This window comes from Sphingomonas sp. Sph1(2015), assembly GCF_001970915.1.
GTDB classification, from domain to species: domain Bacteria; phylum Pseudomonadota; class Alphaproteobacteria; order Sphingomonadales; family Sphingomonadaceae; genus Sphingomonas; species Sphingomonas parapaucimobilis.
Window position 1 is genome coordinate 1 of sequence record NZ_MQUI01000018.1, and the last position, 26,747, is coordinate 26,747.

Annotated in this window: 23 protein-coding genes and 2 pseudogenes; 15 read left to right on the forward strand and 10 right to left on the reverse strand. The window is 64.4% G+C overall.

Going from position 1 to position 26,747, the window contains the following annotated elements; translation table 11 throughout:
* Positions 1-334: 334 nt before the first annotated feature.
* Positions 335-4,240 (forward strand): ATP-binding protein, encoded by a 3,906-nt coding sequence (locus BSZ14_RS09250; protein WP_076710690.1) that lies wholly within the window; start codon positions 335-337, stop codon positions 4,238-4,240.
* A gap of 204 nt (positions 4,241-4,444) precedes the next feature.
* Here BSZ14_RS09250 and BSZ14_RS09255 read toward each other — a convergent pair whose 3' ends face one another.
* Both BSZ14_RS09255 and BSZ14_RS09260 read right to left on the reverse strand, forming a co-directional pair.
* The gene (locus tag BSZ14_RS09255) at positions 4,445-5,023 is read right to left on the reverse strand and encodes a hypothetical protein (RefSeq protein WP_076710691.1); all 579 of its coding nucleotides are present in this window, start codon (positions 5,021-5,023) and stop codon (positions 4,445-4,447) included.
* 23 nt (positions 5,024-5,046) lie between these two features.
* Complete coding sequence (locus BSZ14_RS09260) at positions 5,047-7,119, reverse strand: S8 family serine peptidase (protein ID WP_241823704.1); 2,073 nt, start codon at positions 7,117-7,119, stop codon at positions 5,047-5,049.
* Between the two features lie 1,410 nt (positions 7,120-8,529).
* Here BSZ14_RS09260 and BSZ14_RS09270 point away from each other — a divergent pair.
* The 8 genes from BSZ14_RS09270 (at position 8,530) to BSZ14_RS19305 (ending at position 14,586) form a co-directional block, all read left to right on the forward strand.
* Positions 8,530-9,165 (forward strand): hypothetical protein, encoded by a 636-nt coding sequence (locus BSZ14_RS09270; RefSeq protein WP_076710693.1) that lies wholly within the window; start codon positions 8,530-8,532, stop codon positions 9,163-9,165.
* 47 nt (positions 9,166-9,212) lie between these two features.
* On the forward strand, positions 9,213-10,028 hold the full coding sequence (locus BSZ14_RS09275; protein ID WP_076710694.1) for a hypothetical protein: 816 nt from the start codon (positions 9,213-9,215) through the stop codon (positions 10,026-10,028).
* Between the two features lie 84 nt (positions 10,029-10,112).
* Entirely contained in the window at positions 10,113-10,727 is a 615-nt protein-coding gene (locus tag BSZ14_RS09280; RefSeq protein WP_076710695.1) for a hypothetical protein, read from the forward strand.
* Positions 10,727-11,662, forward strand: a complete 936-nt coding sequence (locus BSZ14_RS09285) for an AAA family ATPase (protein ID WP_076710696.1) — start codon at positions 10,727-10,729, stop codon at positions 11,660-11,662. Before BSZ14_RS09280 ends, BSZ14_RS09285 begins: the two co-directional genes overlap by 1 nt.
* 90 nt (positions 11,663-11,752) lie before the next feature.
* Complete coding sequence (locus BSZ14_RS09290; RefSeq protein WP_076710697.1) at positions 11,753-12,289, forward strand: hypothetical protein; 537 nt, start codon at positions 11,753-11,755, stop codon at positions 12,287-12,289.
* A gap of 58 nt (positions 12,290-12,347) precedes the next feature.
* On the forward strand, positions 12,348-13,226 hold the full coding sequence (locus BSZ14_RS09295) for a hypothetical protein (RefSeq protein WP_076710698.1): 879 nt from the start codon (positions 12,348-12,350) through the stop codon (positions 13,224-13,226).
* Between the two features lie 142 nt (positions 13,227-13,368).
* Entirely contained in the window at positions 13,369-13,989 is a 621-nt protein-coding gene (locus BSZ14_RS09300; RefSeq protein WP_076710699.1) for a hypothetical protein, read from the forward strand.
* A 129-nt stretch (positions 13,990-14,118) separates the two neighbouring features.
* A complete protein-coding gene (locus BSZ14_RS19305; protein WP_139330393.1) occupies positions 14,119-14,586 on the forward strand; it encodes a hypothetical protein in 468 nt (155 codons plus the stop codon).
* Positions 14,587-14,637: 51 nt separating this feature from the next.
* Here BSZ14_RS19305 and BSZ14_RS09310 read toward each other — a convergent pair whose 3' ends face one another.
* Positions 14,638-15,444, reverse strand: a complete 807-nt coding sequence (locus BSZ14_RS09310) for a hypothetical protein (RefSeq protein WP_139330395.1) — start codon at positions 15,442-15,444, stop codon at positions 14,638-14,640.
* Positions 15,445-15,610: 166 nt separating this feature from the next.
* Complete coding sequence (locus tag BSZ14_RS09315) at positions 15,611-15,907, reverse strand: hypothetical protein (RefSeq protein WP_139330397.1); 297 nt, start codon at positions 15,905-15,907, stop codon at positions 15,611-15,613.
* Between the two features lie 155 nt (positions 15,908-16,062).
* Here BSZ14_RS09315 and BSZ14_RS09320 point away from each other — a divergent pair, with 155 nt between their 5' ends.
* The 4 genes and pseudogenes from BSZ14_RS09320 to BSZ14_RS09335 form a co-directional block, all read left to right on the forward strand.
* Complete coding sequence (locus tag BSZ14_RS09320; RefSeq protein ID WP_076710703.1) at positions 16,063-16,395, forward strand: ArsR/SmtB family transcription factor; 333 nt, start codon at positions 16,063-16,065, stop codon at positions 16,393-16,395.
* Positions 16,396-16,406: 11 nt separating this feature from the next.
* Positions 16,407-16,835, forward strand: coding sequence for an arsenate reductase (glutaredoxin) (gene arsC, locus BSZ14_RS09325; RefSeq protein ID WP_076710704.1), 429 nt, complete (start codon positions 16,407-16,409; stop codon positions 16,833-16,835).
* Positions 16,835-18,121: an arsenic transporter gene (locus BSZ14_RS09330; RefSeq protein ID WP_076710705.1), complete on the forward strand. Its 1,287-nt coding sequence runs from the start codon at positions 16,835-16,837 to the stop codon at positions 18,119-18,121. The genes arsC and BSZ14_RS09330 overlap by 1 nt, the downstream gene beginning before the upstream one ends.
* Positions 18,121-18,363 (forward strand): annotated as a pseudogene (locus BSZ14_RS09335) (arsenical resistance protein ArsH); the annotation flags it as partial. The gene BSZ14_RS09330 and the pseudogene BSZ14_RS09335, both read left to right, overlap by 1 nt.
* A gap of 430 nt (positions 18,364-18,793) precedes the next feature.
* On the opposite strand, the gene BSZ14_RS19925 reads toward BSZ14_RS09335, so the two are convergent.
* Together BSZ14_RS19925 and BSZ14_RS09345 are read right to left on the reverse strand one after the other, a co-directional pair.
* Positions 18,794-19,003 carry a hypothetical protein gene (locus tag BSZ14_RS19925; RefSeq protein ID WP_139330399.1) on the reverse strand — a complete coding sequence of 70 codons (210 nt, stop codon included), beginning with the start codon at positions 19,001-19,003 and terminating at the stop codon, positions 18,794-18,796.
* A 199-nt stretch (positions 19,004-19,202) separates the two neighbouring features.
* Complete coding sequence (locus BSZ14_RS09345; protein WP_076710706.1) at positions 19,203-21,569, reverse strand: membrane-bound PQQ-dependent dehydrogenase, glucose/quinate/shikimate family; 2,367 nt, start codon at positions 21,567-21,569, stop codon at positions 19,203-19,205.
* Positions 21,570-21,732: 163 nt separating this feature from the next.
* Between BSZ14_RS09345 and BSZ14_RS09350 the strand changes: the two are divergent.
* A pseudogene (locus tag BSZ14_RS09350) lies at positions 21,733-22,460 on the forward strand (efflux RND transporter permease subunit); the annotation flags it as partial.
* A 59-nt stretch (positions 22,461-22,519) separates the two neighbouring features.
* On the opposite strand, the gene BSZ14_RS20175 reads toward BSZ14_RS09350, so the two are convergent.
* Positions 22,520-22,642, reverse strand: a complete 123-nt coding sequence (locus BSZ14_RS20175; RefSeq protein ID WP_274533656.1) for a hypothetical protein — start codon at positions 22,640-22,642, stop codon at positions 22,520-22,522.
* A gap of 65 nt (positions 22,643-22,707) precedes the next feature.
* On the opposite strand from BSZ14_RS20175, the gene mazG reads away from it, so the two are divergent.
* Positions 22,708-23,481 (forward strand): nucleoside triphosphate pyrophosphohydrolase, encoded by a 774-nt coding sequence (mazG, locus tag BSZ14_RS09355; RefSeq protein WP_076710707.1) that lies wholly within the window; start codon positions 22,708-22,710, stop codon positions 23,479-23,481.
* Here the strand turns inward: mazG and hflX are convergent.
* Genes hflX through ntrX form a run of 3 tightly spaced genes read right to left on the reverse strand, consistent with a single transcriptional unit; the run spans position 23,462 to position 26,747 of the window.
* A complete protein-coding gene (gene hflX, locus BSZ14_RS09360; RefSeq protein ID WP_076710708.1) occupies positions 23,462-24,754 on the reverse strand; it encodes a GTPase HflX in 1,293 nt (430 codons plus the stop codon). The genes mazG and hflX overlap by 20 nt on opposite strands.
* Complete coding sequence (gene hfq, locus BSZ14_RS09365; protein WP_274533653.1) at positions 24,751-25,353, reverse strand: RNA chaperone Hfq; 603 nt, start codon at positions 25,351-25,353, stop codon at positions 24,751-24,753. The genes hflX and hfq overlap by 4 nt, the downstream gene beginning before the upstream one ends.
* 17 nt (positions 25,354-25,370) lie before the next feature.
* Positions 25,371-26,747 (reverse strand): nitrogen assimilation response regulator NtrX, encoded by a 1,377-nt coding sequence (gene ntrX / locus BSZ14_RS09370; RefSeq protein WP_042482302.1) that lies wholly within the window; start codon positions 26,745-26,747, stop codon positions 25,371-25,373.

Consider the following 26,747-nt stretch of genomic DNA (forward strand, 5'->3'; position numbering starts at 1 on the left):
CGAACCGGCCTCGTGCCAGTATCGTCACATGACATCGTCATGGCTGTAGGCCTTGCTGCTATCCAGAAAGGCCAATCCGTCCCCGGTTATGCCGCCATCAGCAAGGTGACCGCGCAACAGCGCTTACGAACGACCGGCCTTGGTCGACTGTTGACACCTCGCGATCGACAACCCTTGGAACTATCCTGCCATCCCCTACGGCCGCAGCTAACAACCACTTAAGGCAAGAGCCGACAGCCCGCTCTTCCGCCGCCCGATTGTAAGAATTTTGGATGTTGTTTCGCTAGACTATTCCAATCACTCGGTGAATTGTCGTCCATAAACGGGGGGCCATATGAAACAAAACGGCACGCGGCCTGTGCGAGACATCCATCTGCTTACGACCGACGCTGTACTCGCCGACTTGGTGGGCGGCCGTGAGGTACTCGTGCGCGGCAGCGATCGATACTCACTCGATAGCGCCGGCGCACGCTCGGTGCTCGACTGGTATCGGGCGAACGGCAGCAAGTGGGCCGCGAACCAGAATGCGGCGGACATCGAGGCGATCATCGATGCCGTCGACGCGGCTCCGCCTGCCGTCGCAGCTGACTCGGCCCCAGCACCAGCGGCTGCAGGACGCAGGCTTACCCTCAGGCGGATGATCGCGCATCGCTTTGCGGGCCTGCACGTCTACGGCCGCATGACCGACGCGCCGGAAACGTTCGTCTTCGCGCCCACTGCCAACGTTACGCTGTTTGAGGGGGCGAACGGCTCGGGGAAAACCTCGATCCTCAATGCGATCATCTGGTGCCTCACTGGGTATCTGATTCGGTCTCAACGCGAGCCCGAACTGGGCACGATCGAGTTCGACTGCGAGATTACCAACCCGAACGGCGACGTCACCGTACATCAAATGTCGTCGGTGACGCCGATGCCGAACGGGGGCGGCGAACTGCCCGAGGGCGGCAAGCCGATCCCGGCGGATACTTGGGTGGAGTTGACCTTCGCCGACGCCGACGGGAACGAGCTACCGCCTGTGCGCCGACATCAGACCCGCAACCCGCGTGGCAAGCTGCAGGAGGCCGAGCCCGATCTTGAAGCGCTCGGACTCGATCCAATCGCTTGGCGCATCGCGACGACGATGCCAGCGATGCTGCAGTTCCTGTCGGTGGGCTCGGCATCGCAGCTCGGGCACGCCGTGGCGCGACTCACCGGGCTGGCGAACCTTGTCGATCTTGCGAAGCACGCCGGTAACGCTGCCACCCGTATCTCGACCCGCAGGGTGAAGGAGATCGAGGCGGAGATCGCGCAGGTCGCTGCACGATATGGGGAGTCAGTCGATGACCTGACGAGGTTGCTAAACGAGAACACCGACATTGCCTTCGCAGGCGAGGTGCCGAGCATCGACGACCCCGATTCGGAGCAGCGTCTTGCCAGTATCGCAAACCACTTCGCCGAGGCGAAGGCGACAGGCTTGGCAACAGCCAAAACTGTGCTGGGCGAAGGTTTTGATCCGCAAACAAGGGCGGCGCGCGACGATTTGGAGCGCAGCATCCGTCCGGCCACAGAGCAGCTGGCGCGGGTGAAGGATTTGCCGTCAATCAGCCGCCTGTCGGGCCTCTCGATTGAAGAGCAGCAGCTCGTGGACATCAGCGCGTGGTTCGCGCAGATCGATCGCGAAGCTGCCATCCTCGCCGAGCTTGCCGACAATCCCGATCAGGCGAAGCGGTCGCAGCTCTACGCTATGGTGTCGAGTTGGATCCATAGTCACGAGCATCCGGTCGACGGTCGCTGTCCGGTGTGCACCGGCGATCTGACTGGCGCCCGTGATCCTGTGACCGGAGAGCCGGTGGCGGGCCAGATCGCTGCGGCGGAAACCAATCGCGAGCTGGTAGCGCAAACCGCGAGGCAGTGGGCCGTCAAGTGGCATGGTCAGCTACTCGAGAACCTTCCCGAAGCTATCGGCAGGGAGGGGCGAAAGGAACTACCGCCACTCCCCGCCGATCTGCTGATCGCCGGCATGACCACCGAGCTCTACGCGACCGACGGATTTCGTGGCACGCTATCTGCGCTCGCACAGGACAGTGATCGGCTCGTCAACGAGACGGCAGCTGGTCTTCCCCCGTTCGAGGAGCCTGCAGCGCGCATGCTGCCGGCCAGCATCGTTGGGCATGCAGATCAACTGCTTGTACTGATGAAGCGCGTCGACCGCGCGATCGCGTTTGCGAACTGGCGCAAGGACCATGCTGCGGAACTTGGTGCATTCATCCAGACGGTGAGGCGGGGCGACGACGGCTCGCCGAACGCAGATCGCGCCATCGGTCGTAGGTTGAAGACTCTGCTATCTATCGTCGAGAGCGTGGCTCCGCTCAACCAAGCTGGGATCTGCGTCTCTCGGCTGGAGGCGGCCCGCGCTGAGCGGTCCGGAAAGGTCGATCGAATCGCGCGGTGCGGGCGCGCCGTTACAGCGCTCGAGGCGCTGGTCCCGCTCGGCGCGCTTGCGCAGGCTCAGGTCGACAGCCTGCGCTCAAATCTGCAGACGCGGTCCGATCACTGGCGTAGCACGATGTATCAGAACGCCACCTCATACGCGCCTGATCTCACCGGCACGATCATGGACGCCAAGGGCGTGCTTGGGTTGCAGGTCGGCCGGGACGGTGTGAACGCCCCCGCCCAGCACATCTCGAACGCCTCTGCGCTTCGTGGTGCGCTGCTCGGCTTTTTCCTCGCCTTCCGTGAGCATGTCCTCCAGCAGCGCGGCGGCCTGACGATGCTGGTCCTCGACGATCCTCAAGAGCTGCTCGATAACGACAACCGCGAGCGGCTCGCCCGCGGGTTGTCCGGGCTGGCATCGACGGCCCAGTTGCTGATCACTACGCATGACCGGCAGTTTGCCCGTTGCCTCGTCGCCGAGCATCGCGAAGGCTCGGAGCACCTGTCTGTCCATCCGGTAAACTCGGTGCACCCGACGGTGTTTGTCGCGCCGGCGCAGGAGGAGGTCGATCGTAAGCGTGGCGTGTTCTTGAATTCGCCCGATGACCACGCTGCCGCGCAGGACTATGCGTCGGATCTTCGAGTTTTCTTGGAGGCCCGCCTAGGCGATCTGTTCGATAGCATCGCCCATCCTGCATACACCACTACGACGAAAGCGGTCACACTCATGCCGCTCGTTGATCGCCTGCGCGGAATGGTCGGCGGCGGCTCAGGCGAACTGTTCGAGCATCCGCTGGTGAAGCAGTTCTCTAACGATCCAGCCTTCGCAGAGGGAGCCGACGCCCGTCGTGTCTTGAACCAGTCGCACCACGACAAGGTGTCCATCACCTACATGGACGTCGACCGCCTGAAGCAGACCTTCGCTCGGCTGCGAACGAATGTTGAGAAAGTACATGAGCAGTTCCGACTTCACCGATGGCGCGAGCCGCTCGAAGCGTCTGAAACCGGGGCGAACGTTGTAGCGTTGCGTGCCCTCGTCCCCCCGGTCCTCGCCGTTCCGATATGCCCCGATATCGCCGCTTTCATGGATTCGGTGCCATCTGGCGGTTCGCAGGACGTGTTGGACGAAACTCTCGACGGCACATGGTTTCAAGGGAAGTCGCTCTACTACGTGCGAGGGGAAAGCCTCGGCTTTGCCATTCCATCCGGTTCGGTCGCGATCGTCGAGTGCGAGCCCTATGCTGGCCGTGACCATAATCTAGTGATCGCGCGCCACAAAAAGCAGACGTTCGCGCGCCGGGTTGCGCGCTCTCCTAACGCGATCGGAATCTCGCTTTCGGCCCAGATGCCGGACCCGCGGTATAGCCGCGCCACGATGACCTACGACGATAGCGCGGTGCGTCTGTATCGCATAGTCGGTGCGGTGTTCACCGATATGCCGCCCCCCGCCGGTGGTGGCGAGGCGACGCCCATCGAGACCGTGCCGGAACTTGATACCGTACAGATCGCGTATCGCGTGAAGGAGGATAGCGCGATCCCACTGGCGCTACCTGGTCAGATCATTCTCGGTGGCGCCGAACTTACGCCGGCTCAGCTCGACGGCTGGGAGGGCAAGCTGGCGGCCGTGACACTTGCGGACGGCGCCAGCATCTTCAAGCGCGTGGGGGGCAGACTGCCTGGTGCGCTTGGCCATCTGCGGCAGTTCGAGACTATTGGCGGCCTAGGTTCCTCGATGGTCGTTGCCACTGAAGCTGTAAGCGATATCGGTGACGTTCCTCTGATGATTTCCGCCCGTCGCGTCGTGGGGGTGCTGTATGACCCCGTGTAGAGCCTACGGCCGGCAAAAGGTTGGCCCCTGACTAGTCTGCAAGTCATGAGGCGCGGCGAATATCCGCTTCCAGTGTGAGCGGTAGTTCGATGGCGATCACGGAATGTCCGCGATTGGTGGGAGCACGGACCTCCCGCGCAGCAGGTTCGTGCTCCCACCAGTTTTGCCGATGAGTGTTAGGCAAATAGGCGTACCGGATGGCGATTAGCCCCAAACCATGCCGATCGTTTTCACCATCCACAGGCCTTCCGGTGTCCGCAGCAATTCGAAGGTCTGATGATGCGCTGCCTGCGATTGCGGCGAGATGTAATAGACCGTGAAAGCCAGCGCGTTGGCGGCAGGCTTACGGACGTCGCTGAGGCGCAGCACGTCCTGGCAGTAGCGTGGGTCATGGTATTGGTCTTCGCCCCGCGCGACATAGCCTTGCGACGGTCCGTAACTCGATGGGGTCACCGCGTCGCGATTCAGCGCCCTCCAGGCGGTGTCGTTGACGCCGCAGGCGCTGGTCCGGATGAGGCGTTCGATCAGCGGGGCTGCCGCTGCCATGTCCTTGGCGATGTCCGGGTTGGTCTGCCTGGCTGCGACGGCGTCGTGAATGGCGCGGGCCTGCTCGGCACTCGGCTCGACCACGGCGATGGGGCGAACCGGTGTCGGTGAGGGCGCGCCCTGCGCGGCGGGCACGGTGATCGCCTTCAGCACGCGGCCGAGGAGGCCATTCTGCGCGGGGGCGACGGCGGGCAGCGTGGCAGCGATGATGGCGGCGGTGATCGGGAATGTCTTCATCGTTGTGTTCCTGTGTCAGGGGTTCAGAAGCGGGCCGCCCAGTGGGCGAGCATGGAGGGCGAGCCATCCGTCAGATCCTGCATGAGGCCGATTCGGACGGTGGAGCGGGGGCCTCCGGTCGAATAGCCGGCGGTCAATTGCACGCGGCGTTGACCGGCGAGACTGGCGCTGGCCGATTGATAGATCAGCGACCGGGTCGCGAGATCGTAGCCGCTGGCATAGGTCAGGCGCGCGGCGCCGACTTCGATCATCAACGGTTGTGCGACCCCAAAGCTGACGAGGCCGCCCAGCGCCGTGCCGGTCATCTGCAAGCCGAGGCGGCTGCCAACCAGCGGTGTCGTTCCGGTGACGAGGGACGCGGCGACCGGCTTCATGCGGGTCAGGCCGAGCGAGCCATAGCCCTCGATGCTCCAACCTGGCGCGACGCCGAACCCATGATGCGCTTCGATCATGACGGTGCGGGCGCCGCCACCGAGACGCAGCGCGCCTTCGCCGGTGGGCATGCCCATCAAAGTGCCCGTCTCGTCGATGAAGGACAGCCGCATATCCGCTGCCCGGCCGGACCAACCCAGCGTCACGGCGCTTGCCGCGCTCTCCCGGCTGCGTCCGCTGGCGATGGTGATGCCCAGTCGCCCGCCGACAAGATACCGGTCGACGCCGATGCTTGTGCCCGCCTGCGGTGCGTAGGCTAGGACCCCGTCGGCGAAGGGGGCAAGCCCCATCACGTCCGACTGAAGCGAGTCCGCCGCATTCCACGCCGCGCGAATGCCGAGACCATCGCTGACATAGTCGAGAGTGCCAGCCGTCGCCTGGGTGACGACCTGATCGCCGCCGGGGCCGACCCGTGCGCTGGCAAAGCCCATCGTCCCGGTGAAGCCGCCAAAGGACAATGCCGTCTGATGCCCCATCTGGGCGACACGGCGCCAGATGCGATGATCGGCGCCCACCTGTGGCTTCACAACCAGGCCCGCGAGCGATGTGGCATAGTCCCGGCCGAACTGGTCGAGGATCGTGACGTTGGACAGCGCCGTCTGGATCGCTGCCGCGCCCATCGGCGTTGGCACCGCCATCACCGAGGACCGCACCGCCGTCTGCGTCGCGCCGGTCGACAGTGTCGGATTGACCGGTGCCAGCGCGGCCTTGAAGTCGACCAGTCCGTGGCCGAACACGTCGTCCACGCCGGGATCGCCAATGTCCTTCGCGGTCGTGAGGATCACCTGGCCCGCCTGCTGGCCGGTCAGTTGCGGCCATTTCGACAGGATGTCGGCCGCGAGTGCGGCGACCGTCGGCGTCGCCGAACTGGTGCCGCTGAACAGCCCCACGGTGCCGTTGACCAGGGTCGTCACGTTGGTGCCGACGGCTACCACATATCGGTCCTTCATGGTCCCGGCGCGGTTCGAATAGGACTCGATGGTGTAGGCTTGGATGTTGGGGCTCAGCGCGCCGACGAAGATGATCGCGTTGACGTTGGATGCGTCAATGGCGGCGGCATCCGCAGGATTGGCCGCCGCGTTATTGCCAGCGGAATTGACGATCAGGCCGCCGGTCGCGCCGAAGCGGGTGACGGCCTGGCCCCAGGTGCTGTTACCGCCCTGGTTGAGCGAACTGCTGACGACCTTGATCTTCTGCGCCGTCGCATAGTCGAGTGCCTCCACGGCGCGGAAGATCACCTCGGTCTTCGTGTCCTCATCCCAGTCCGAAACGCGCAGTACGGCGAGCCTGGCGCCCGGTGCATAGCCGACCGCGCCTTGCCCGTTCGCGTTGCCCGCGATGATGTTGGCGACTGCGGTTCCGTGGTCCGACTGTTCGTCGCCCAGGACATCACGCTTGGTCTTGACCCCGCCCTTGGTGACGTAGCCGAAGTCCTTCGAAAGTGACGCGTCGATGCGGCCATCGAGTTCGCCGTTCACGTTGACGACGCCGTCGTCGATGACCGCGACGGTGACGCCATGGCCATCATGCCCGCTGTCCAGCGCATAGAGTGCGTTCACGAATTCATTCGCGCCGTAGTTGCGGCGGAACTCCGCCGTGTCCGCAGCCGATCTGGTCGGCTGCAGGTTGGACGGCGTGATGATGTAGCCAGCCGGCGGTGGCACCGGCGCAGAGTACACGGGCGGTGTTGGGGTGGGAGTAGGAGTAGGAGTAGGAGTAGGAGTCGGCGTCGGGCTTGGCGTAGGCGTGGGGGGCGGTGACGGCGTCGGCGTCGGCGTCGGCGTCGGCGTCGGCGACGGAGCGGGTGTTGGCGATGGGCTCGGTGACGGCGCAGGCGTTGGGCTTGGCGTGGGCGTCGGAAGCGGCAAGTCACCCGGACTCGATATGCCACCGCCGCCGCAGGCCGCAATCATCAGCGTCAGCAGGCTTGCTGACGCTGCCTTGATCCCCCGTAATCTCGTCATGTCATCCCCCTCGAAGGGATGCACGCCAGCCGGCGGCACCCCGTTGCATGACGGGGTGCCGGCCCTCTGGAGACCGGATGTTCGAAACCTGCAGTAAAACAGGCGCGGGCGCCTTTAGCCGGGTGGCCTGGACATACGCGTCCGCCACCCGGTCACAAAGAGCTTTGCGACCGTGTGTTGGTCTTTCGACCGCTGGTGGTCTTGCGACCGGCTTTTACTGCAGGGTTTCGACGCCCCGGCCCGCGGAACTGAAAGTCTCGCAGGCCGCCTCAGGCTATAGCCGGATCGTTAACAAATTCCTAGCGCCGCGGATGGTTGTGGTATTCCGGGACAACCGACCGCATTCTGCAAACACCTCTGTTGCCCCCTCGAACTGGTATCAAGCTGGGCTCTTGACCCAAAAATCGAGATTATCCGGGATATAGCCCATTTTGTGGACAAACCGCTTTTCCGCAAAATACCTGATTTTTGGGACAAGGCGTTTTTGGGGCCATTCGCTGTCGATCCTTGCAACGGCTCAGAAAGTCCTGTTTTTGCAGCTACGCCGATTTTCGGGACAAACCCGGCTTCGCCTAGGCCTCGCTCTGACATCAGGTCATTCCGGTGGGCGATCGACTACCAGCAATCAATGGCCAAATCGTCCATAAACCATTGATTTTGCGTCTATCCGTAAAATGCGGTATTTTGGGTCAAACCAAAATACCGATTTTTGGGACAAGCCGGAAAACCTTGTCCCGAAAATCCCCTATTTTTGCAGAATAGGGCGAAAAGCCGCCTCCGCGAACACCATCTAGCATTTTCGAGGCAACCAAATCGGTACAATTTTGAGCCCGAACCGCCGACCCCCATGGTCGGACGGATAAAGGGGCAAATCCATGTCAGGCGCAATACCGCAAACGTGTGGCGGGCCATCACGTTTGCTGCGCCACCCCCGTGTTCGGGGGCGGTTGGCTCGCATACGCTCGTTTGGGCTCGGCGCGGGGCACCTCGGATCGGACGCGCGGCGTCCTCGGGCGCCCCGATGCGGCTTCGACCGCATCGGGGCTGGGGCGTTCGTTTGTCGCAAACGCCCGACCAACATAGAACCACCGACACTGTCGGGGCATCATCATGAACGAACTCTACGCCGCCTTTAAGCATCTCGCCCGCCGTTTCCATGGCCGCTGGAGCAGACTCGACGACGCGCTGACCCGCATTCGGTCCACCAGCGGCGCAAAGACCAGCGAAGGCGAACGTACCCGCCGAATGCTCGTGAACGCCTTCCGGGTTCAGACCTATCCGGACAGCATTCGTGGGACGTTACAGACCGACCGGCTGAACGCGATGCGGGCGCTGGGCGAACCGCTGAGCAAGGCGCTCGGACATATCGTCACGATCGAGCTGGCCGAGGAGATGCTCAAGGCGCTGGACGATGCCGAACGCCAGCGTGCCCGCGAGGTCGACGCCGCATCGGATTTCGAGAAGAACGACACGGTCTACGGCCCCTTCGTCGCAGCGATGCACAACCAAGGCATTGTGCGCGGCGATCACGAGGTGATTACCGAGCAGGAATGGGCCGTCATCGCCAAATACGTTCGCCGCAAGGTCGCGGCCCGGCTGCGCGACGTCCCGCCCATTCGTACCGACAAGGAATGCCGCACGCCGGACGGGCGGCTTCATCCGTTCTGGAACAGTTACCGCATGCCGCTTGATCAGCGGAATGGTGAGGAAAAGGTGAAAGGCAAACCGGCCCCGCCGCCGCGCTGATCGTTCCCGCGGGACATCGTCCCGCTTCCTACAGCATGAGGTGACCTATGCGCTCTTCACAGCGCCCGTCCAGCCACGCCCGCGTACCGGGCTCCATCCTGGCCTATGACATCGAGACGATCGCCCCGGCGATGCCGGATGGGGCGTTCCCACCCTGGCCGCTGCACCGGCCGGTGGCGATCGGCTTTGCCGCCGCGTCCCGCCGGAATGGCGAATGGACGTTCGACATCGAGGCGCTGGTCGCAACCGGCAAGACCGGCGAGGCCGATCTGATCCGCGCGGCCGACCACCGCTTCTCCCAGGCGCAAGTCGTAACGGGCTACAACTCAACCCAGTTCGATGCCCTGGTCCTGCGGCTGGCTGCCCAGCGCTGCCGGTTGTGGAACCTGCCAGCGCTCGCCGATCACGCCGCCGCGCATCGCTATGGCGGTGAGCATCTCGATCTCGCCGACCGCTATGCGAGCTTTGGCCGCAAGGTCGGGCTGGCCGCGTTGTGCGAGCAAATCGGCATCCCCGTGAAGACCGATGTGGCCGGCGGCAATGTCGCCGCCTTGTGCGCGGCGGGCGAGCATGAACGCATCCGTCGCTATGTCATGGAGGATGCGGTCGCCACGCTCGCCCTGTGGTTTGCCTGGACGGCGGCGCGCCACGCCGATGAAGCGCTGGTGACGCGACCGCTGGCAGCGCTTGCGAGACGGATCGAGGCGACGCCGGAGCTTCATCATCTCCACGCCTTCGTTGACTGCCCACTGATGCGCTGGTCGCGCCCACGGGCGCTCGCCGCTGATGTGGGTGCCGCGCTGGACTGCGTCACCGCGACGCTCCGCCGTGAAGCCGATGAGCGGGCCTTCGTCGCCGCCTGACCGCGACCATCACCACCAAGCCTCGCGGACGGCCCGGCCATCAACGCAGATGGCCGGGCCGTCGTCATTTTAAGGACCCCCGTCATGACCACCGACACCCTCGTCCTGTCCGTCGCCTGCATCCGCCAACCGGCCCTGGCGCAACGACCGGCCCGCACCCGGCTGATCGGCGCTGCGACACTGGCGGTGCGCCGCAGCTTCGGCACCTGGGGCTTCGATCTCGTTGCCGACAGCAGCACTGTCACCGATGATCCGGCCCAGACCATCGCCTGGCTGGCCGAAGGCCTACGCCATCCGCCCGGACGGCTGCTGCTATGGCGCGCCGAGGACATCGTCGTTCCCGCCCTGATCGAATGCGCCGGCACCGCGCGCAACGCGGTTGCCGCCGCCCGGATGTTGCGCGGACTTCATACGGCGCTGGAGAACGGAATGGTCGACGTCGCCGACGCCTTTGGCGGTTCGGCCGCAACATCGTTCGACGCCATCGCCCACCATGCCGGTCTGCCTTTCGTGCCGATGTCGGCCACTGCGCTCGCGGACGCGCACCGGACCGGCAATCACGGTGATATCGAAGATCATCTTGCCGCCCGTGCCAAGGCCACATGGCGTCTGTGGCTGGACGGCCAGCCGGACACTGGCCCGGTCCGTGCCGCCACCGAAGATTGGCTGGCGACACCGTCCGCAGAGGTGCGCCCGTGATGATGGTCGTCAATTGCATGCCGCATGTCCGTCCCTGCCGCTCGATCCCGTCGGACGGTCTGGCGGACAACGAATGGAGCACCTCGATCCCCACGCAGTATGCGATGCTCACCCGGCCGCTGCCGCTCGCCGGCGGCGCGATGCTGGAGCGCGCAGGCAGCAGCGGCGAGGCACGCCTGGCTTCAACGCTGTGCGCCGAGGCACCTTGGATGGCGGCGTTTGCCGACCGGATCGCCGAGCGCGCCGCGCTCAGCCTCTGGGCGGGGCGGCCATGGCTGGCGCTGCGCCCCATATTGCTGGTCGGACCGCCGGGCGCGGGCAAGACGTATCTGGCGCGGCGGTTGGGCGCCTTGTCCGGTTGCGGCGACGCGGTGCTGTCCTTCGCCGGGGTCAACAGCAATGCGGTCCTCGCGGGCAATCCGAGGGGCTTTCGGCATCCGCAGCCCTGCCTGCCGGCGATGGTCATGCAGTGGACCAACACCGCCAATCCCGTGATCGTCATCGACGAGGTCGAGAAGGCGATGGCGAGCGATCTGGGTGACCCGGTCGCGACGCTGCTTGGCATGCTGGAGGGCGCCGGCGCCGCCCGCTACTTCGACGGCTGTCTCGCTGCCGAGATCGACCTGTCGCATATCAACTGGGTGATGACGGCCAATCGCATTGATCGGTTGCCCGCGGCTCTTCTGTCGCGGGTCGAGGTCATCCACGTGCCAAGGCCGCGACCGGAAGACGCCGAACTGGTGCTGTCCGCTCTCTGGCGGGACGTCGCCCATCAGCTCGGCCTGCCGCCATCGGCACTGCCGCAGGTCGAACAGGCTGCCGAAACCGCGCTGCTGCGCCTGTTCCGGCGGACGCGCTCTGTACGCCGGCTGCGCCAGGCGATCGAGACGCTCGTCGCCGTGTCGGCATGCCACCGGCTCCGCGCCGTCCATTGATGGTCATCGAAGGCGGTGCGGTGAGCACCGTCAGGAACGGGAAAAATGCTCCGGCCAGGAAGCGGCCGTCACCAGAAAAGGAATGCACCCATGGAAATGATCGTCCGCCACCAGAACTTCATGCTCGCGCTGCGACAGCTGATGGGTTGGCCCACCTTCAAGCCGGTGAATGACGCGATCGCGTTTACCTCGGGTCAGACGATGTCCATCCCGGTAGGCGCCGAGCTTGGTCGCATCGCACAGGTGCTGAACAAGGACCTCGTCTATTCGGGGTGGTCGAACACCACCACTAAGGAACCGGATGGCTTCACGGTCGCCTTTCGCGATCTGGTCACGGTCGACATCATCGACCGGCTTGTACCCTTCGCCGCCGACGACCGCGCGACCGTGATCCTCGTCAGCACCACCACGGACGAGCACTTCGCGATCGACGCACGGGGGTCGCTGATCCGCGTGTCGGGTCGACCGAAGGCCATCCGCAAGGCGCGCGCGCTGGCGATGTCGCGGATCAAGGCGGTGGTCGCCACCCGGAGCAGCGACCTGCTGCCGGATAATCAGTCCGTCGCCCCCGGCGGTGCCGTTACCCGCCCACAGCCCTCGAACGAGACGATCGTCCGCTTCGCCTGACTTACCCGGCGGCCACCCGTCGGTGGCCGCCAATTCCTGCCAGACCCGGAGACCTTATATGTCCCTGAAGACCACAACGCCCCGTCCGCGACGGAGCTGGATCGTGCTCGATATCGAGTCCGCCGTTCTCGATCACACTGCCCATCAGCGCTACCAGCAGATGGAGCGTTGGACGCCGTCGCCCGCCAAACCGATCCGCCGCGGCTACACCCGTAGCGAAGACCCGTTGACGTGCCCGCGATGGGTGTTCCAGACGCTGTGCGTCGCGTCGATCATGGTGCTGGTCGAGGACCTGCAGGGCGGTGTCGATGTACGGAGCTTCGTAACGCTTTCGGCACCGGAATGGGACGAACGCGGTGTTGTGGCTGGCGTGCTGCGAGTGTTGGCTGACGCACCGCCGGACGCGGAGCTCTGCACCTGGATGGGCCTCGCGCATGATGTCCCGCTGCTGATCGCGGCCGCAATGCGGCATGGCCTGTCGCTCCCACGAAACTGGGGCTGGCTGGCGCATGGTGGCTTCCACCGGGAGCGGCATCTCGACCTTGCCCGCGCGCTGACCGCGGGCATGAAGATCAAGCCGATCCATTTGGCCGAGGTGCTCGCCGCAATGGACATTCCGGGCAAGATCACCTGTCCGCCCTTCGCGGTCACCCGGCTGATCGAGACAGGGCGGTGGGACGAGGTGGCATCCGCCTGCGAGGTCGACGTCATCTCGACCGCGCTTCTGCTGGCCCGCTGGCGGCGGCTGACCGATCCCCGCGCCGAGGCCGAGGCGGTCGAGGATCGTATCCTTCGCCGCGTCATCGAACAGCGACCGGATCGGGGGTACATCACCGCGTTGCAGGCACATCGGGATCGGCGCTTCGCCGCACAATATGCCAAGGCCGCCAATGACGCCGTCATCCTGGCACCGTGGCTGAAGCAGGACGCAGCCTGACCCTTCACCGTTGCTTCACCAACCTGCGTTAGCCTCGCCGTCATGATAAGGCTGGTCCTACCCCCACATGCGCCGATCTGGAAAAACGCGGACAGCCTGTCTGCAAATTCTCGTCGTGGCGCATGAGGGAGTAGGACCCGTCATGTCCAAGCCCTTCGTTCCTACCGAGGACGCCCGCCAGCTTACGCGCGACGAAGTCAAGGCGGAGCTGGTCAGGATCGATATGACGCCCGGCACCGCGATCACCCGCTGCGCCGACCAATTTGCCGCCGATTATCCTGGGGAAGGGCGCGATCTCCTTCAGACGGCAATCGTCGGTGCGCTGACGACGCGCACGTGTCGCGAAGGCGTATCGGGCGAGCGGTTCCTGGCGGGCATCATGCGCAGCATCGCCTCGACCTATCGCCGCGCCCGCGAACGGCGCGGCGAGGACGTCGTGTCGCTGCCAGTCGAGGTCCTGGTCGAACAGATGGCGATGGGCGGCTATACCGTCATGGCGACCGACGAGGTCATCGAGATCGAACGCGTACGGCTGGTGTGCGAGGGCATCCTCGACCAGCTCAGCGCTGCCTCGCCGCGTCAGGCCGCGCTGATCGACGGGATCGGCCTTGGGCTACGCGGGCAGGCTCTTGCCGATCACCTTGGCCTGTCCATGCAGGATCTCGCCACCGTGCGTCGCGCGCTGAAGCGTCACGCACAACGTCTGTGGATCGACGCCGACACGCAGATCTTCCGATCCGAGGCGTCAGCCGGCGCACAGTAAAACGATGGAGCCGCGCGGGCTTCTATCCACCTTTCGCGCCATCCGGGGTGCCGCGGCACTGGCCGCGGACGAGATGGCAAGATCTGCCGTCAAAATGGCTGCACGTAAAAAATCAGCAAGGAGAGGTGAATGGAATATATTTCGCTAGCGGGCCTCGCGTGGCTGGCGCGGTACGGCTTAACTATCGATATGATGATGGATCGATGGAAAAATGGCCGTGGCGTCACGCCTCGCCGCACATCATCCGGCCAAAATACAGATTGGGAAGATGGAGATTTTCCTGATGGCAGCATCATCTATCATGGTGGATTTTGGCTGACGTATCAGAGGAGTGGTGGCATTTCGTATGACGAGATGCGTAATCGGCGAGCTCAATTAGTTATCCAAGGGAATACCCTGCCCGAAGCCGCTATCAACAAACTCTATCAATCGGCGACACCCCTCGGAGACGTCGTGAAATTGCCTGAACATTGCATCGTCAACTTCGCCAATGCCAAGATAATCCGAGCAAAGAATTTGAAGAAGAACGCGGTGGATTTCCTGTTGCGAGTGGATTGGATGACGACCACGCAGGCTTATAATCTCGAGCGGATGTGAGCATATGGAACCCGTGCTGACGCCGCCAGCGGCAGCACGGGCGCTGTTGGGTCAGCTTTCCATATTACCCTGCTCGTCAGCGGAGCCGCCGCTCCAGATTTCACTCATCGGCATCGCATCGGGTTCAGCATCGTCTGTCGATACGGCCCTGCTACTCTGCGACCCTTCGATCGTCTCGAGCTGCTCGCTGAAGATTCGACGTGCGGCGTCGGTGTCAGCCACGGGTTCGCGATTATTATGCTCCTCATCCGACCCGTCATTCCTCTCGATCGCAGCTGGAGGCTGGTCGCCCGCGCCGAGGTCAACCTCGCCGCTCTTGGTGATCGCAGGCTTATCCGATTGGAAAGAAAGTTGCTCCAGCCGTCCGGTCAGTCGATCTTCACGACGACGGGCATCATCGAGCTGAGCCTTGAGCTGGTCACTTTGGGATTGTGCGGCATCACGTTCCTGCTCAGCTTCGATCCAGCGATCCATCAGCATCTTTACCTCGGCTTCGCTCCTGTTCAGACGCTCCTCGGCCGTCGCGATGCGGAGCGAAGCGTCGCGATGTATCGTGTTGACCGTATCGCTGAAGGCGCCGAGCAGGGTTTTCGTCCCGTCCGTTGTAAAGCGATCGAACAGCCCCTGAAACGCCGCGCGGACTTCAGGCGGGACTTCGAGAGCCGGCGGAGCGGCCCTCTCGGCACCGGCCGCTAGCCAGAGCTTCACATTCCGGTAAAAGCCACCGTTGGGCTCGACGCCCAACAATACCGCTGCCTCGAAGATACTGTCACCCGGCTTCCACCGTCCGGATTTTACCAAGCCTTCCATCATCCCCGCCACGACATTGGGGCGGAGCCAATCCTTGCTCTTCTTCATGATATCACTCGCCATCTGCGAGCCAGACTGATCCTGCGAGACCTGCGAAACCTGCGATATCGCAGGTCTCGCAGGAGAAGGCATTCGACAGGTCAATCCGACTGGCACATTGTCATCTTGCGCCGTGACCGTGTCGGTCAGGCGCGGGATTTTATGACGACGGCGGTTATGGTGCGGCCCAATGTTGGGGCGGACGATTCAACGACCGTTGCAGCGCAAGTGGGTCGAACGCAGCGCTGATACGACGGATGCCCGATTGCAGACGCAGCCAAACCAGCATGCCGATCGAAAATAGCGTCACGATGATCGACTGCAGGCAACGATATACACCGGCGCCGCCGCGACGGCGGTCAGCCCTTGCACCGACGATGCGCGACACGGCGGCAAGCAGTGTTCCGATCGCGTCACACCGCTGGGCGCTCAAGGGCGCAGACAGGGTCTGAGAAGGGGCCGAACTGCTCATCGTCTGTCTTTATAGGCTGGCGCGTCCACGCCGCCAACTCGATGGCAATCGCATGAAGAAAGTCTGCTCCTAGCAGAATCTGACTTGGGTAAGATCGGGTAGGCCGAAGCGATCCATCAGTATGACAATAGCAACGAATCCACTATGCTGGATATATGGAAACTGATTCGGCAATCGCTGCATTCGGCGCTCTCGCACAGGCAACGCGCCTAGATGTGTTCCGGCTGCTGGTGCGCCACGAACCCGCCGGGATGGCGGCTGGCGAAATCGCCCGCCAACTCAACGTCCCGCAGAACACCATGTCCGCGCACCTTGGTATTCTCGCCCGCGCGGGACTGGTCCGCTCCGAACGCCATAGCCGGTCGATCATCTACCGCGCCGACCTCGACGGCCTGCGGGCGCTGACGCTGTTCCTCGTCAAGGATTGCTGTGCGGGCAACGCGGAACTGTGTGCGCCGCTCATCGCCGAACTCGCCCCCTGCTGCTGAAAGAACGCCCCGTGGCTGTCGATATCGTCATCTATCACAATCCGGAATGCGGCACGTCGCGCAACGCCCTTGGGCTGATCCGCAATGCCGGCATCGAGCCGCATGTGGTCGAGTATCTGAAGACCCCACCCGCGCGTGCGCTGCTGGTCGAGCTGATCGACCGCGCCGGCATGACGCCCCGCGGTCTGCTGCGCGAGAAGGGGACGCCCTATGCGGAGTTGGGCCTGGCCGACACGTCGCTGTCCGACGATGCGCTGGTCGATGCGATGATGGCACACCCGATCCTCATCAACCGGCCGCTGGTCGCCTCGCCGCTCGGCGTGAAGTTGTGCCGCCCGTCTGAAACCGTCCTCGATCTGCTGCCGAGCGACCAGCTTGCCGCGTTCGCAAAGGAGGACGGCGAAGAGGTGGTCGATGCGTCGGGCCAGCGCGTCACCTGATGCTTCTTGCCATCCTGATCTTCGTCGCGACGATCGCGCTCGTCATCTGGCAACCCAAGGGCCTCGGGATCGGGTGGAGCGCGATGGGCGGGGCGGTCGTGGCACTGCTCGCGGGCGTCGTCACCCTGTCCGACGTGCCGGTGGTATGGGGCATAGTCTGGAACGCGACCGCCGCGTTCGTCGCGATCATCGTCATCAGCCTGCTGCTCGATGAAGCCGGGTTCTTCGAGTGGGCGGCGCTGCACGTCGCCCGTTGGGGCGGGGGGCATGGTTGTCGGCTGTTCGTCCTGATCGTGCTGCTCGGCGCAGGCGTGTCCGCGCTGTTCGCCAATGACGGTGCGGCGCTGATCCTGACGCCGATTGTCATCGCCATGCTGCGGGCGCTGGGGTTCGAGGACAAGGCGACGCTGGCGTTCGTCATGGCGGCCGGGTTCATTGCCGACACCGCCAGCCTGCCGCTGGTCGTGTCGAACCTCGTCAACATCGTGTCGGCCGACTTTTTCCAAGTCGGGTTCGGTGACTATGCGTCCGTTATGGTGCCGGTCGACCTCGTGTCGATCGCTGCGACGCTGGCGGCGCTGCTGCTGTTCTTCTGGCGCGACATACCGACAGACTATGACGTGCGGGCGCTGCGCGCGCCGCGCGAGGCGATCCGCGATGCCGCAACGTTCCGCGCCGGATGGATCGTGCTCGCCCTGCTGCTCGCGGGGTTCTTCCTGCTCGAACCGCTCGGCGTGCCGGTCAGCGCCGTGGCCGCTGCCGGCGCGATCCTGCTGCTGGTGATCGCAGGGAGGGGCCACGTGATCCCCACGGCCAAGGTGCTGAGCGGCGCCCCGTGGCAGGTCGTCATCTTCTCGCTCGGCATGTACTTGGTCGTCTATGGCCTACGGAACGCGGGGTTGACCAATCATTTGGCGGCGCTGCTCGATAGCAGCGCGCAAGGCGGCGTGTGGGGCGCTGCGCTGGGCACGGGCGTCATCGCAGCGGTCCTGTCGTCGGTGATGAACAACATGCCGACCGTTCTGGTGGGCGCGCTGTCGATCGACGCAACGCACGCGACCGGGGCCGTCAGGGAAGCGATGATCTACGCCAACGTGATCGGCTGCGACCTCGGCCCCAAGCTAACGCCGATCGGCTCGCTCGCGACGCTGCTGTGGCTGCACGTTCTGGGGCAGAAGGGCGTGCGCATCGGATGGGGCTACTATTTCCGGGTCGGGGTCACGCTGACCGTGCCTGTCCTGCTCATCACGCTGGCGGCGCTCGCGCTGCGAATTGGGATTGCCTGATGCCTCTCCGCGACCTTGCCGATCCCGACCATCTGCCTGCGCTCGGCCGGCGCTATGCGCTCGATCAGCCCGCTCTCGGGCTGGGCGCTGGCGGTCCGCCGCCCCGCAACCTGCTGCTCTACGGGTCGCTGCGTGAGCGGTCTTATTCGCGCCTGTGCATCGAGGAGGCGGCGCGACTGCTCCGCTTCTTCAGCTGCGAAACGCGCATCTTCAATCCATTGAGGCTGCTGACTCCGTGGCAGGGAAGGCGCATTGATCTGGGCACCAAACTGTAGCACATAGCCTTTCGGACGATCTAGAAACCGCAGTTTTCTGCGGGTTTCAGTGTGGCAAAATCATGGAACGGAATCCCTTCACCCGCTCCACATCCGCGCTGAACCCACAGATTTCCGCTATTCCGGCGTCCGGCCGCGCTTGGCGGGACACCGGGCTGCAACATCAGGCTGCGCGCACACCGCCGTCGTCCACCCGCAGTCGAAGTCCGCGCCGGTGATCGGATAAGACGTGGATGTGACCTCGCCCACCTATCTCTACCAGCGAAGCGCCGCCAACCATCCCGTAAGCAAGACGGCCGACCCGGTCGAGGCCGGACGCCTCGTCCCCCGGCTGTCGGCCCGATGGGAGATGATGGCCTTGCACCGGAACTCGCATGGGCAACGCCCGCGGCGGGCACTATGAATTCCCTGTTGAAACAGGCCCTTGGGGAAATCCAAACGATGGAAACCGAGACGAGGCGCAGCGATCCGTACAGCCGTGGTTGGCCCCGTTTTTATGCAAGCGCTGGTCGATATCTTCGAAAATATGGTGATCAATATATGCGGCAAAATTTCTCGCGGGGATCAAGGCGCCAAGCAGGTCATCATCAATGACATCATCGGCCATATCCGGGCGGCTACAAATCCCGCAAGCCAGGGTTCGCTAAGGCCGGTGCGGCAATCATTCGGACGCGGCTTGGCCTGCTGTGCGACGCGACGCCGAACCTGACGGCGCATCGCACATTTGCCCCGCTGTCGCGGGACGATCGCTCGCGGACGGGATCGTACAAGGAATGCCCATTGCGACGAAAGGCATCGATCTTTCGTCAGCGTCTCGGCAACGCATAGGCGAGCGTGTAATCCCCGTATCGCGTGCCCAGCGCGCCATGACCGCCTGCGGTGATGACGACATATTGCCGCCCGTCCCGACCGCGATAGGTCATCGGCGTCGCCTGCGCCCCGGCGGGCAGCCGTGCCTTCCAAACCACTTTGCCCGTATTGAGGTCGTAAGCGCGCAGATACTGGTCCGTCGTCGCCCCGATAAAGGCGAGCCCGCCCGCAGTGATGATGGATCCACCCAGATTCGGGACGCCGGTTTTGATCGGCACGCCCAGGTGCGACCCGAACAGTCCGGTGTCGCGCGCGGTGCCCAGCACTTTCCTCCACAGCACGCGCCGGGTGCAGAGGTCGACTGCGGTCAAATGCCCCCAGGGCGGCGCGACGCACGGAGCGCCGAAGATGCCGACCCATGCCTTCACCACCGCGACATAGGGCGTGTTGTACTGGGTTTGGAGCTGCGCCTGCATGGCGTTCTCGCCGCCCTGCTTCTGCTTCATCATCGGCGCGACCCGTGGATCGTCGCGCCGCATCAGCCATAGCTTGAACGGCATCTCCATCGTGTTGACGGTCATGATCCCGCGCACGGGATCGACAGCCGCGCCGCCCCAGTCGGTGACTCCGTCGAACGCCGGATGACCGATGATCGGCTTCAGCCCCATCGGCTGGTAGATACCTGTCCCCTGTGCGCGGCGTATGTCGATGCGGCAAAACAATTGGTCGATCGGCGTTGCCCCCCAGGTCGCAACTTCGGTTGGCGCAGGCGGCGTAAAGCTGGGCATGCCGGTCGAGAAGGGCTGCGTCGGCGAGACGCGGACGCCCGGCGTCGCGCCATCGGTGCGCACCGGCCGCTCGGTGATCGCGGCGATCGGCGCGCCGGTCAGGCGGTTGAGAAAGAAGACCTGCCCCATCTTCGTCGTCTGGATCAGTGCGGGGATCACTTGGCCATCGGGCGCGCGATAGTCGAACAGCGACGGACCGATCGGCAGGTCCATGTCCCACATGTCGCGGTGGACCAGCTGACGCGTCCAGCGCAACTTCCCCGTTGCCACCTCCAGCGCGACGATAGACGAACCGAAGCGGTCGTCGAACGGTCGGCGGTAACCGATCCAATAATCCGGCGAGGCATTGCCCGTGCCGAGATAGACGAGACCGTTGGCCGCATCAGCCGTGATCGCGCCCCAGACGTTGGGCGTACCACGCGTGTAGGTCTGCCCCGCCGGCAGCGGCGCGATCGCGTCCGGCGAACGGCCCACGTCCCACGCCCAGACCGGCGCGCCCGACACCGGATCATAGGCCCGCACGACGCCGGACGGGATGTCGCGGTTGACGTTGTCGATGATCCGCTCGCCAATGATGAGCCGACCGTTGACGACCACCGGTGGCGTCGTGCCAATTTGGTCGGATGGCTTGGACGTGCCCATATTGGCGCGCAGGTCGATCGCGCCGCCGCTGGCGAAGCTCGGGCACAGGCGTCCCGTGTCCGCGTCCAGCGCGACCAACCGGGCGTTGAACGTCGGCGCGAAGATGCGACGAGGGCATGGAGTCCCCGCCGGTGCCTCGAAATAGGTGACGCCACGGCAGACGAGATAGTTATTGCCCTCGATCTTCGCATTCTCGTGCCAGCTCCACTTGGTCTTGCCAGTGGTCGCATCGATCGCCTGCACGAAGGAATGGGGCGTACAGGTGAAAAGCGTGTCGCCGATGTGGATCGGCGTCGCTTCGGAGTGATATTCGCGCTTATGCTCCTTGGATTCGGCTTCCATCGGCAGGTCGCCGGTGCGCTGGGTCCAGGCAAGCTCCAGCCGTGCGACATTCCCCGGCGTGATGTCGGCCAGCGCGGAATAGCGCCGTCCCGACAGCGTGCCGCCATAATCGCGCCAGTCCGCGTCGGCCTCGCCCGTGGGTGCGGCTGGAAGCACAGCGCCTTGGGGCGCCTCCTGTGCGGTGATCGGATCGCCGTGGAGGATGACGCCGCCGACCCCGAGGGCAAGCATCGCCGCGGCGACTGCGGGCGCGGCATGGGCACGCGATCGCCAGGATCGGGATCGCCAACCCGTCAGCAGGACGAGCACCAGCAATACGGTGGGAGCGACGAGACGGGGAACCAGTTGCAGGGCGTCAAGGCCGACCTCCCAAAGCGACCACAGGAGCGTTCCGACCCAGATCCCTACAAACAGCCAGCGGCCGAGGGGTTTGTCACGGCCGATCAACGCCCCGCTGGCGATCATCGCGATCCCGGCAATGACATAATAGGTCGATCCGCCAATCGATGCGAGCACACCGCCCGCCACCGCGAAGAAGCCGCCGAGAATCGCGACGAACCAACCCAGGCCCCGGACCAACACCCCCCTCATCACCCAATCTCCCGGCTTTTACAGCCGCTCAACGCCTGTCACGAAGAAAAGTCGCCGCCGCGCCAATAAACCCAGCGCACGAAGCCGCTGCACGGCCGGATCGACGAAAGCCGTAAAGCTATGGACTTAGGTGAAATCCATCGGACACAGCCCATTCGGGGTCGGGCGACTGGTCGAACTGGGCGAGGTGATCGATGCGCGTCCCGAGCGTGGCAGTCCGATCCTGTTCCGGCGCGACGGCCGCGCGGCGGACATGGTGACCGCGGAATTGGCGGGGACGTTCGAGGCTCCGGTCTGTGGCATCATCGCGATCAATCGCGCGATCGCGGCGCGTGACTGGGCGGCGCAGGGACTGGTCCGGCCGGTGACCCGCCTGCACGGTCGACCGGAGGATGAACCGCGACCGACGATCCTGTGGGACGGCGAATGGGAGATCACCTGGGTCACCTTCCGCGACATGGGGGCCGCGTTCGGTGCGGCGTTGCTCGGCATCTACGTCCTTGTCGTCGCGCAATTCCGCAGATCCCGCTGACACTCATCGGTATCGTTATCGGTCACCTGATCTTCGGCGCATCGTTCACCGCCACCTCTATGATCGGCTTCATCGCGCTGGCGGGCATCATCGTGCGCAACTCGATCCTGCTGGTCGATTTCATTCGCCACGGCCGAATCCCCGACAGAGCGCTGCGCGAGGTTTTGATCGAGGCCGGGGCAATCCGCTTCAAGCCGATCCTGCTGATCGCATTGGCGGCCATGATCGGTGCCGCCGTGATCCTGACCGACCCGATCTTCCAGGGACTTGCGATCTGGCTGCTATTCGGCCTCGCCTCCTCAACGCTGCTGACGGTACTACTCATTCCAGCCATCTACGTCATCTTCTCCCGTTGCTGACCTTATCGCACAACGGAATGCCCCGCTTGCCCGGACAGCAGGCCACTGGGGTCGAATAGTCACACCTCGGCGCCAGACAGGACCGGAAGACGCGCCACTCCCTTGACCGCGAGACGACGGAACGACCGCTCGCTTGCCGAGCCGTGGAACAGGAAGACAGGCAGCGGCTGAGCATCGTCCATGCCTTGGATGGCTCCGCACGGCTCCCGCTGCTACCAGAAGGTGTCATTTCTATCTGGCCAAAAATATGTCTTCCCTATTCGCAGGAACAAGGAGCGCCGATTTGGACCGTCTGCTGACCATCATGAAACGCCTCCGCGATCCGCAGAGCGGTTGCGAATGGGATATAGCGCAAAGCTTCGAGAGCATCGCGCCTTACACCATCGAGGAAGCGCATGAAGTCGCCGATGCCATCGCGCGCGGAGACATGGCGGACTTGCAGGACGAACTCGGCGATCTCCTCCTGCAAGTGGTCTTCCATGCACAGATTGCCGAGGATCACGGGCAGTTCGCCTTTCCCGATGTCGTCGCGGCGATCAGCGACAAGATGGAACGGCGCCACCCTCATATCTTCGGCGATCAAGCCGAAGGTGGCCATCATCTGTGGGAACAGATCAAGGCCGAGGAACGCAAGGCCAAAGCGGCGGGTGGTGCGCTGGACGGTGTGGCACTGGGCCTCCCGGCGTTGATGCGAGCGGAAAAACTTCAGAAGCGTGCCGCCAGAGTCGGTTTCGACTGGCCCGATGCCCAAGGCTCGCGCGCGAAGGTCGACGAAGAGATTCAGGAAATCACCGAAGCCCCGCCCGAGATGCTGGCGGAGGAATTCGGCGACTTGCTGTTCTCGGTCGTCAACTGGGCGCGCCATTGCGGCGTGGATGCCGAAGCGGCGCTCCGTTATGCCAATGGCAAGTTCGAGCGCCGCTTTCGGGCGATGGAAGCACAGGCGGGCGACGCATTCCCCGCGCTCGATCTGGAAGCCAAGGAAGCCCTATGGCAGACCGTCAAGCGTCGCGACGGGTGAACCGTTCATAGTCGGACTCGGCAAGGCGGACATCGTAGACCGCCCGGTCGTCCTCGATCACCTGATCCAGCACCTCGCCATGGGCGTGCAACCAGGCGGCACCCGCCCCGTCGCCCGCGTCTAGCGTGACGCGGTACCGCCGATGCCCGGCGGTCAGCGTCGCCGCGACCTGTTCGATCAGGTCGTCAATGCCCTCCCCCGTCATCGCCGACACCGCGACGATATGGGGGCGGCGTTCGGCGTCGACCAGCACATCCTCGCGGGTGTCCCCCTCGATCAGGTCGATCTTGTTCCACGCCTCGAACCGCGGCGTTTCGGGATCGACACCGATCTCGGTCAGCACGGCCTCGACATCCGCGCGCTGCGCCTCGGTGTCGGGGTGCGCAATGTCGCGGACATGAATCAGCAGATCCGCCGAAACCACCTCTTCCAGCGTCGCCTTGAATGCGGCGACCAGCTGCGTCGGCAGATCGGAAACGAAGCCCACCGTGTCGGACAGGATCGCCTTGTCGATGCCGGGCAAGGAAATCTGGCGCAAGGTCGGATCGAGCGTGGCGAAGAGAAGATCCTTCGCCATGACATGAGCGCCAGTCAAGCGATTGAAAAGCGTTGACTTTCCGGCGTTCGTATAGCCGACCAACGCGATCACCGGCCATGGCGCCCGCTGACGGCGTTCGCGATGCAGGCCGCGCGTCCGGCTGACCTGATCCAGTTCGCGCCGGAGCCGCGCCATGCGATCGCGGATCATCCGCCGATCGGCCTCGATCTGCGTTTCACCCGGACCGCCCAGGAAGCCGAAGCCGCCGCGCTGCCGCTCCAGATGGGTCCAGCTGCGCACCAGCCGGCCCGCTTGATAGTCGAGATGCGCGAGTTCGACCTGCAACCGCCCTTCGGCGGTAGCGGCGCGCTCGCCGAAGATTTCGAGGATCAGGCCGGTCCGGTCTATGACCTTGGCCTCCAGCGCAGTTTCAAGGTTGCGCTGCTGCACCGGGGTCAGCGAGGCATCAAAGACGACCAGCTGGGCTTCTTCCATCCGGACCTGCTGCGCGACCTGCCCGACCTGGCCGCTGCCGATCAGCGTGGCGGGCTTGGGGGCGCGGACGCGGACCGCCACGCGTTCGACCACATCCAGGCCGATCGCCATGGCGAGTCCGGCGGTTTCATCCAGACGCGCTTCGGCGTCACGCACGGCATCGCCCTGGTCGGGCAGGACGATGACCGTGCGGGCGCCGCGCGTGAATTCACCGCGATCGCGATCGAAACCCGTGCTCAATCCTCGACCGATCCCGCCTGCTCTTCGGCCAGGTTCAGCGGCCGGGCCGGCTGAATGGTCGAAACGGCGTGCTTGTAGACGAGCTGGGCCATGCCTTCACGCTGAAGCAACATGCAGAACAGGTCGAAGCCCGCAATCTGGCCCTGCAGCATAACGCCGTTGATCAGGAACATGGTGACGGGGTCTTCGGACTTGCGCACCGCGTTCAGGAAGATTTCCTGCAAAAGCGGGTTCTTGCGCTGCTGTTCGTTCACGCCGTCAACGATCGCCGCGACGTCCAGCGGGCCGGATGGCATGATGGTGGAGATGGCGTGCTTGTAGATCAGCTGCGACTGGCCATCGCGGCGCAGCAGCACCGAGAAATTGTCGAACCAGGTAACGATGCCCTGGAGCTTGACACCTTTGACGAGGAACATGGTCACAGGCGCCTTGGAACGGCGCAGTGCGTTCAGAAACAGGTCCTGTAGCGAACCCGATTTGTCGGCCATGGGAAAGCCCTTGTTCTTGGCGGGTCCGTGCCCGCGAGTAGCGCCGTTTCCCGGCGTCGGAATTGCGCCCGTGTGCCGGGCGCATCCGGTATTTATGGTCTCGGCAGGCATTCGTCCAGAGGCGGCGATCAATCCTCGCGTGTCTCGCTGATGCCCAGCAGCTTCAGCTTCCGGTGCAGCGCCGAGCGTTCCATCCCGATGAAGCTGGCCGTACGCGAGATATTTCCGGAAAAACGCCGGATCTGGACGCGCAGATATTCGCGCTCCCAGCTTTCGCGGGCTTCGCGCAACGGCGCGCCCATGATCGCGGTCGCGCCACCGCCGCCCATATCGGCCCCCTCACCCAGTACCTCGGCGGGCAGCAGGTCCAGGTCGATCCGCCCCACCCGATCGCCCGGCGCCAGGATGATCGTCCGTTCGACGACATTGCGGAGCTGGCGGACATTGCCCGGCCAGTCATAGGATTGCATCGCCACCATGGCGTCGGGCGCGATCTCCGGGGTGCGGACGCGCCGCTCGGTCGCATAATGCGCCATGAAATGCTCGACCAGTGGCGGGATGTCCTCACGCCGTTCGGCGAGTGACGGGATGGTCACGGGCACGACGTTGAGGCGGTAATACAGGTCCTCCCGGAACCGTCCTTCGGCGATTTCCTGGGTCAGGTCGCGTGCGGTCGCGGACACGACGCGGACATCGACCTTGACGACGCGGGTGCCGCCGACACGCGTGAAGCTCTGGTCGGTCAGCACCCGCAGGATGCGGGCCTGGGTCGCGATCGGCATGTCGGCGATCTCGTCGAGAAACAGCGTGCCGCCATGCGCCTGTTCGAGCAGGCCGGTGCGGACCAGATCGCCGCCCTCCTCCACACCGAACAGCTCCTCCTCGACCCGTTCGGGCGTCATGCGCGCCGCGCTGACGACGACGAACGGGGCTTCGGCCCGATTGCTCCAGCCGTGGAGCAGGCGCGCGGCGACTTCCTTGCCGACACCCGCGGACCCCATGATGAGCACCCGACTGCCCGTCGCGGCCACGCGCTTCAGGGTCGCGCGGATGCCGTTTATCGCACTCGACGATCCGGTCAGATCGGTCTCACGCCCGGCCGAAGCACGCAGCGAGGCGTTTTCCCGGCGCAGCCGTTCGGTTTCGGTCGCGCGTGCCACCATTAGGAGCAGGCGTTCGGCCTCGAACGGCTTTTCGATGAAATCGGCCGCCCCCTTGCGGATCGCGGCGACGGCCGTGTCGAGATTGCCATGGCCGGAGATGACCAGCACCGGGATCGATGGATCGCGCCGCTTGATCTCGTCGAGCAATTCCAGCCCGTCGAGCTTGGAGCCCTGTAGCCAGACGTCAAGCAGCACAAGCGACGGACGTCGCACCGCCACCGCCTCCAACGCGGAGTCGCTATCGGCCGCGACGCGGGCGTCATAGCCCTCGTCCTCCAGCACGCCCGCGACGAGTTCGCGGATATCGAGTTCGTCGTCGACGACGAGGATGTCCAAAGCCAT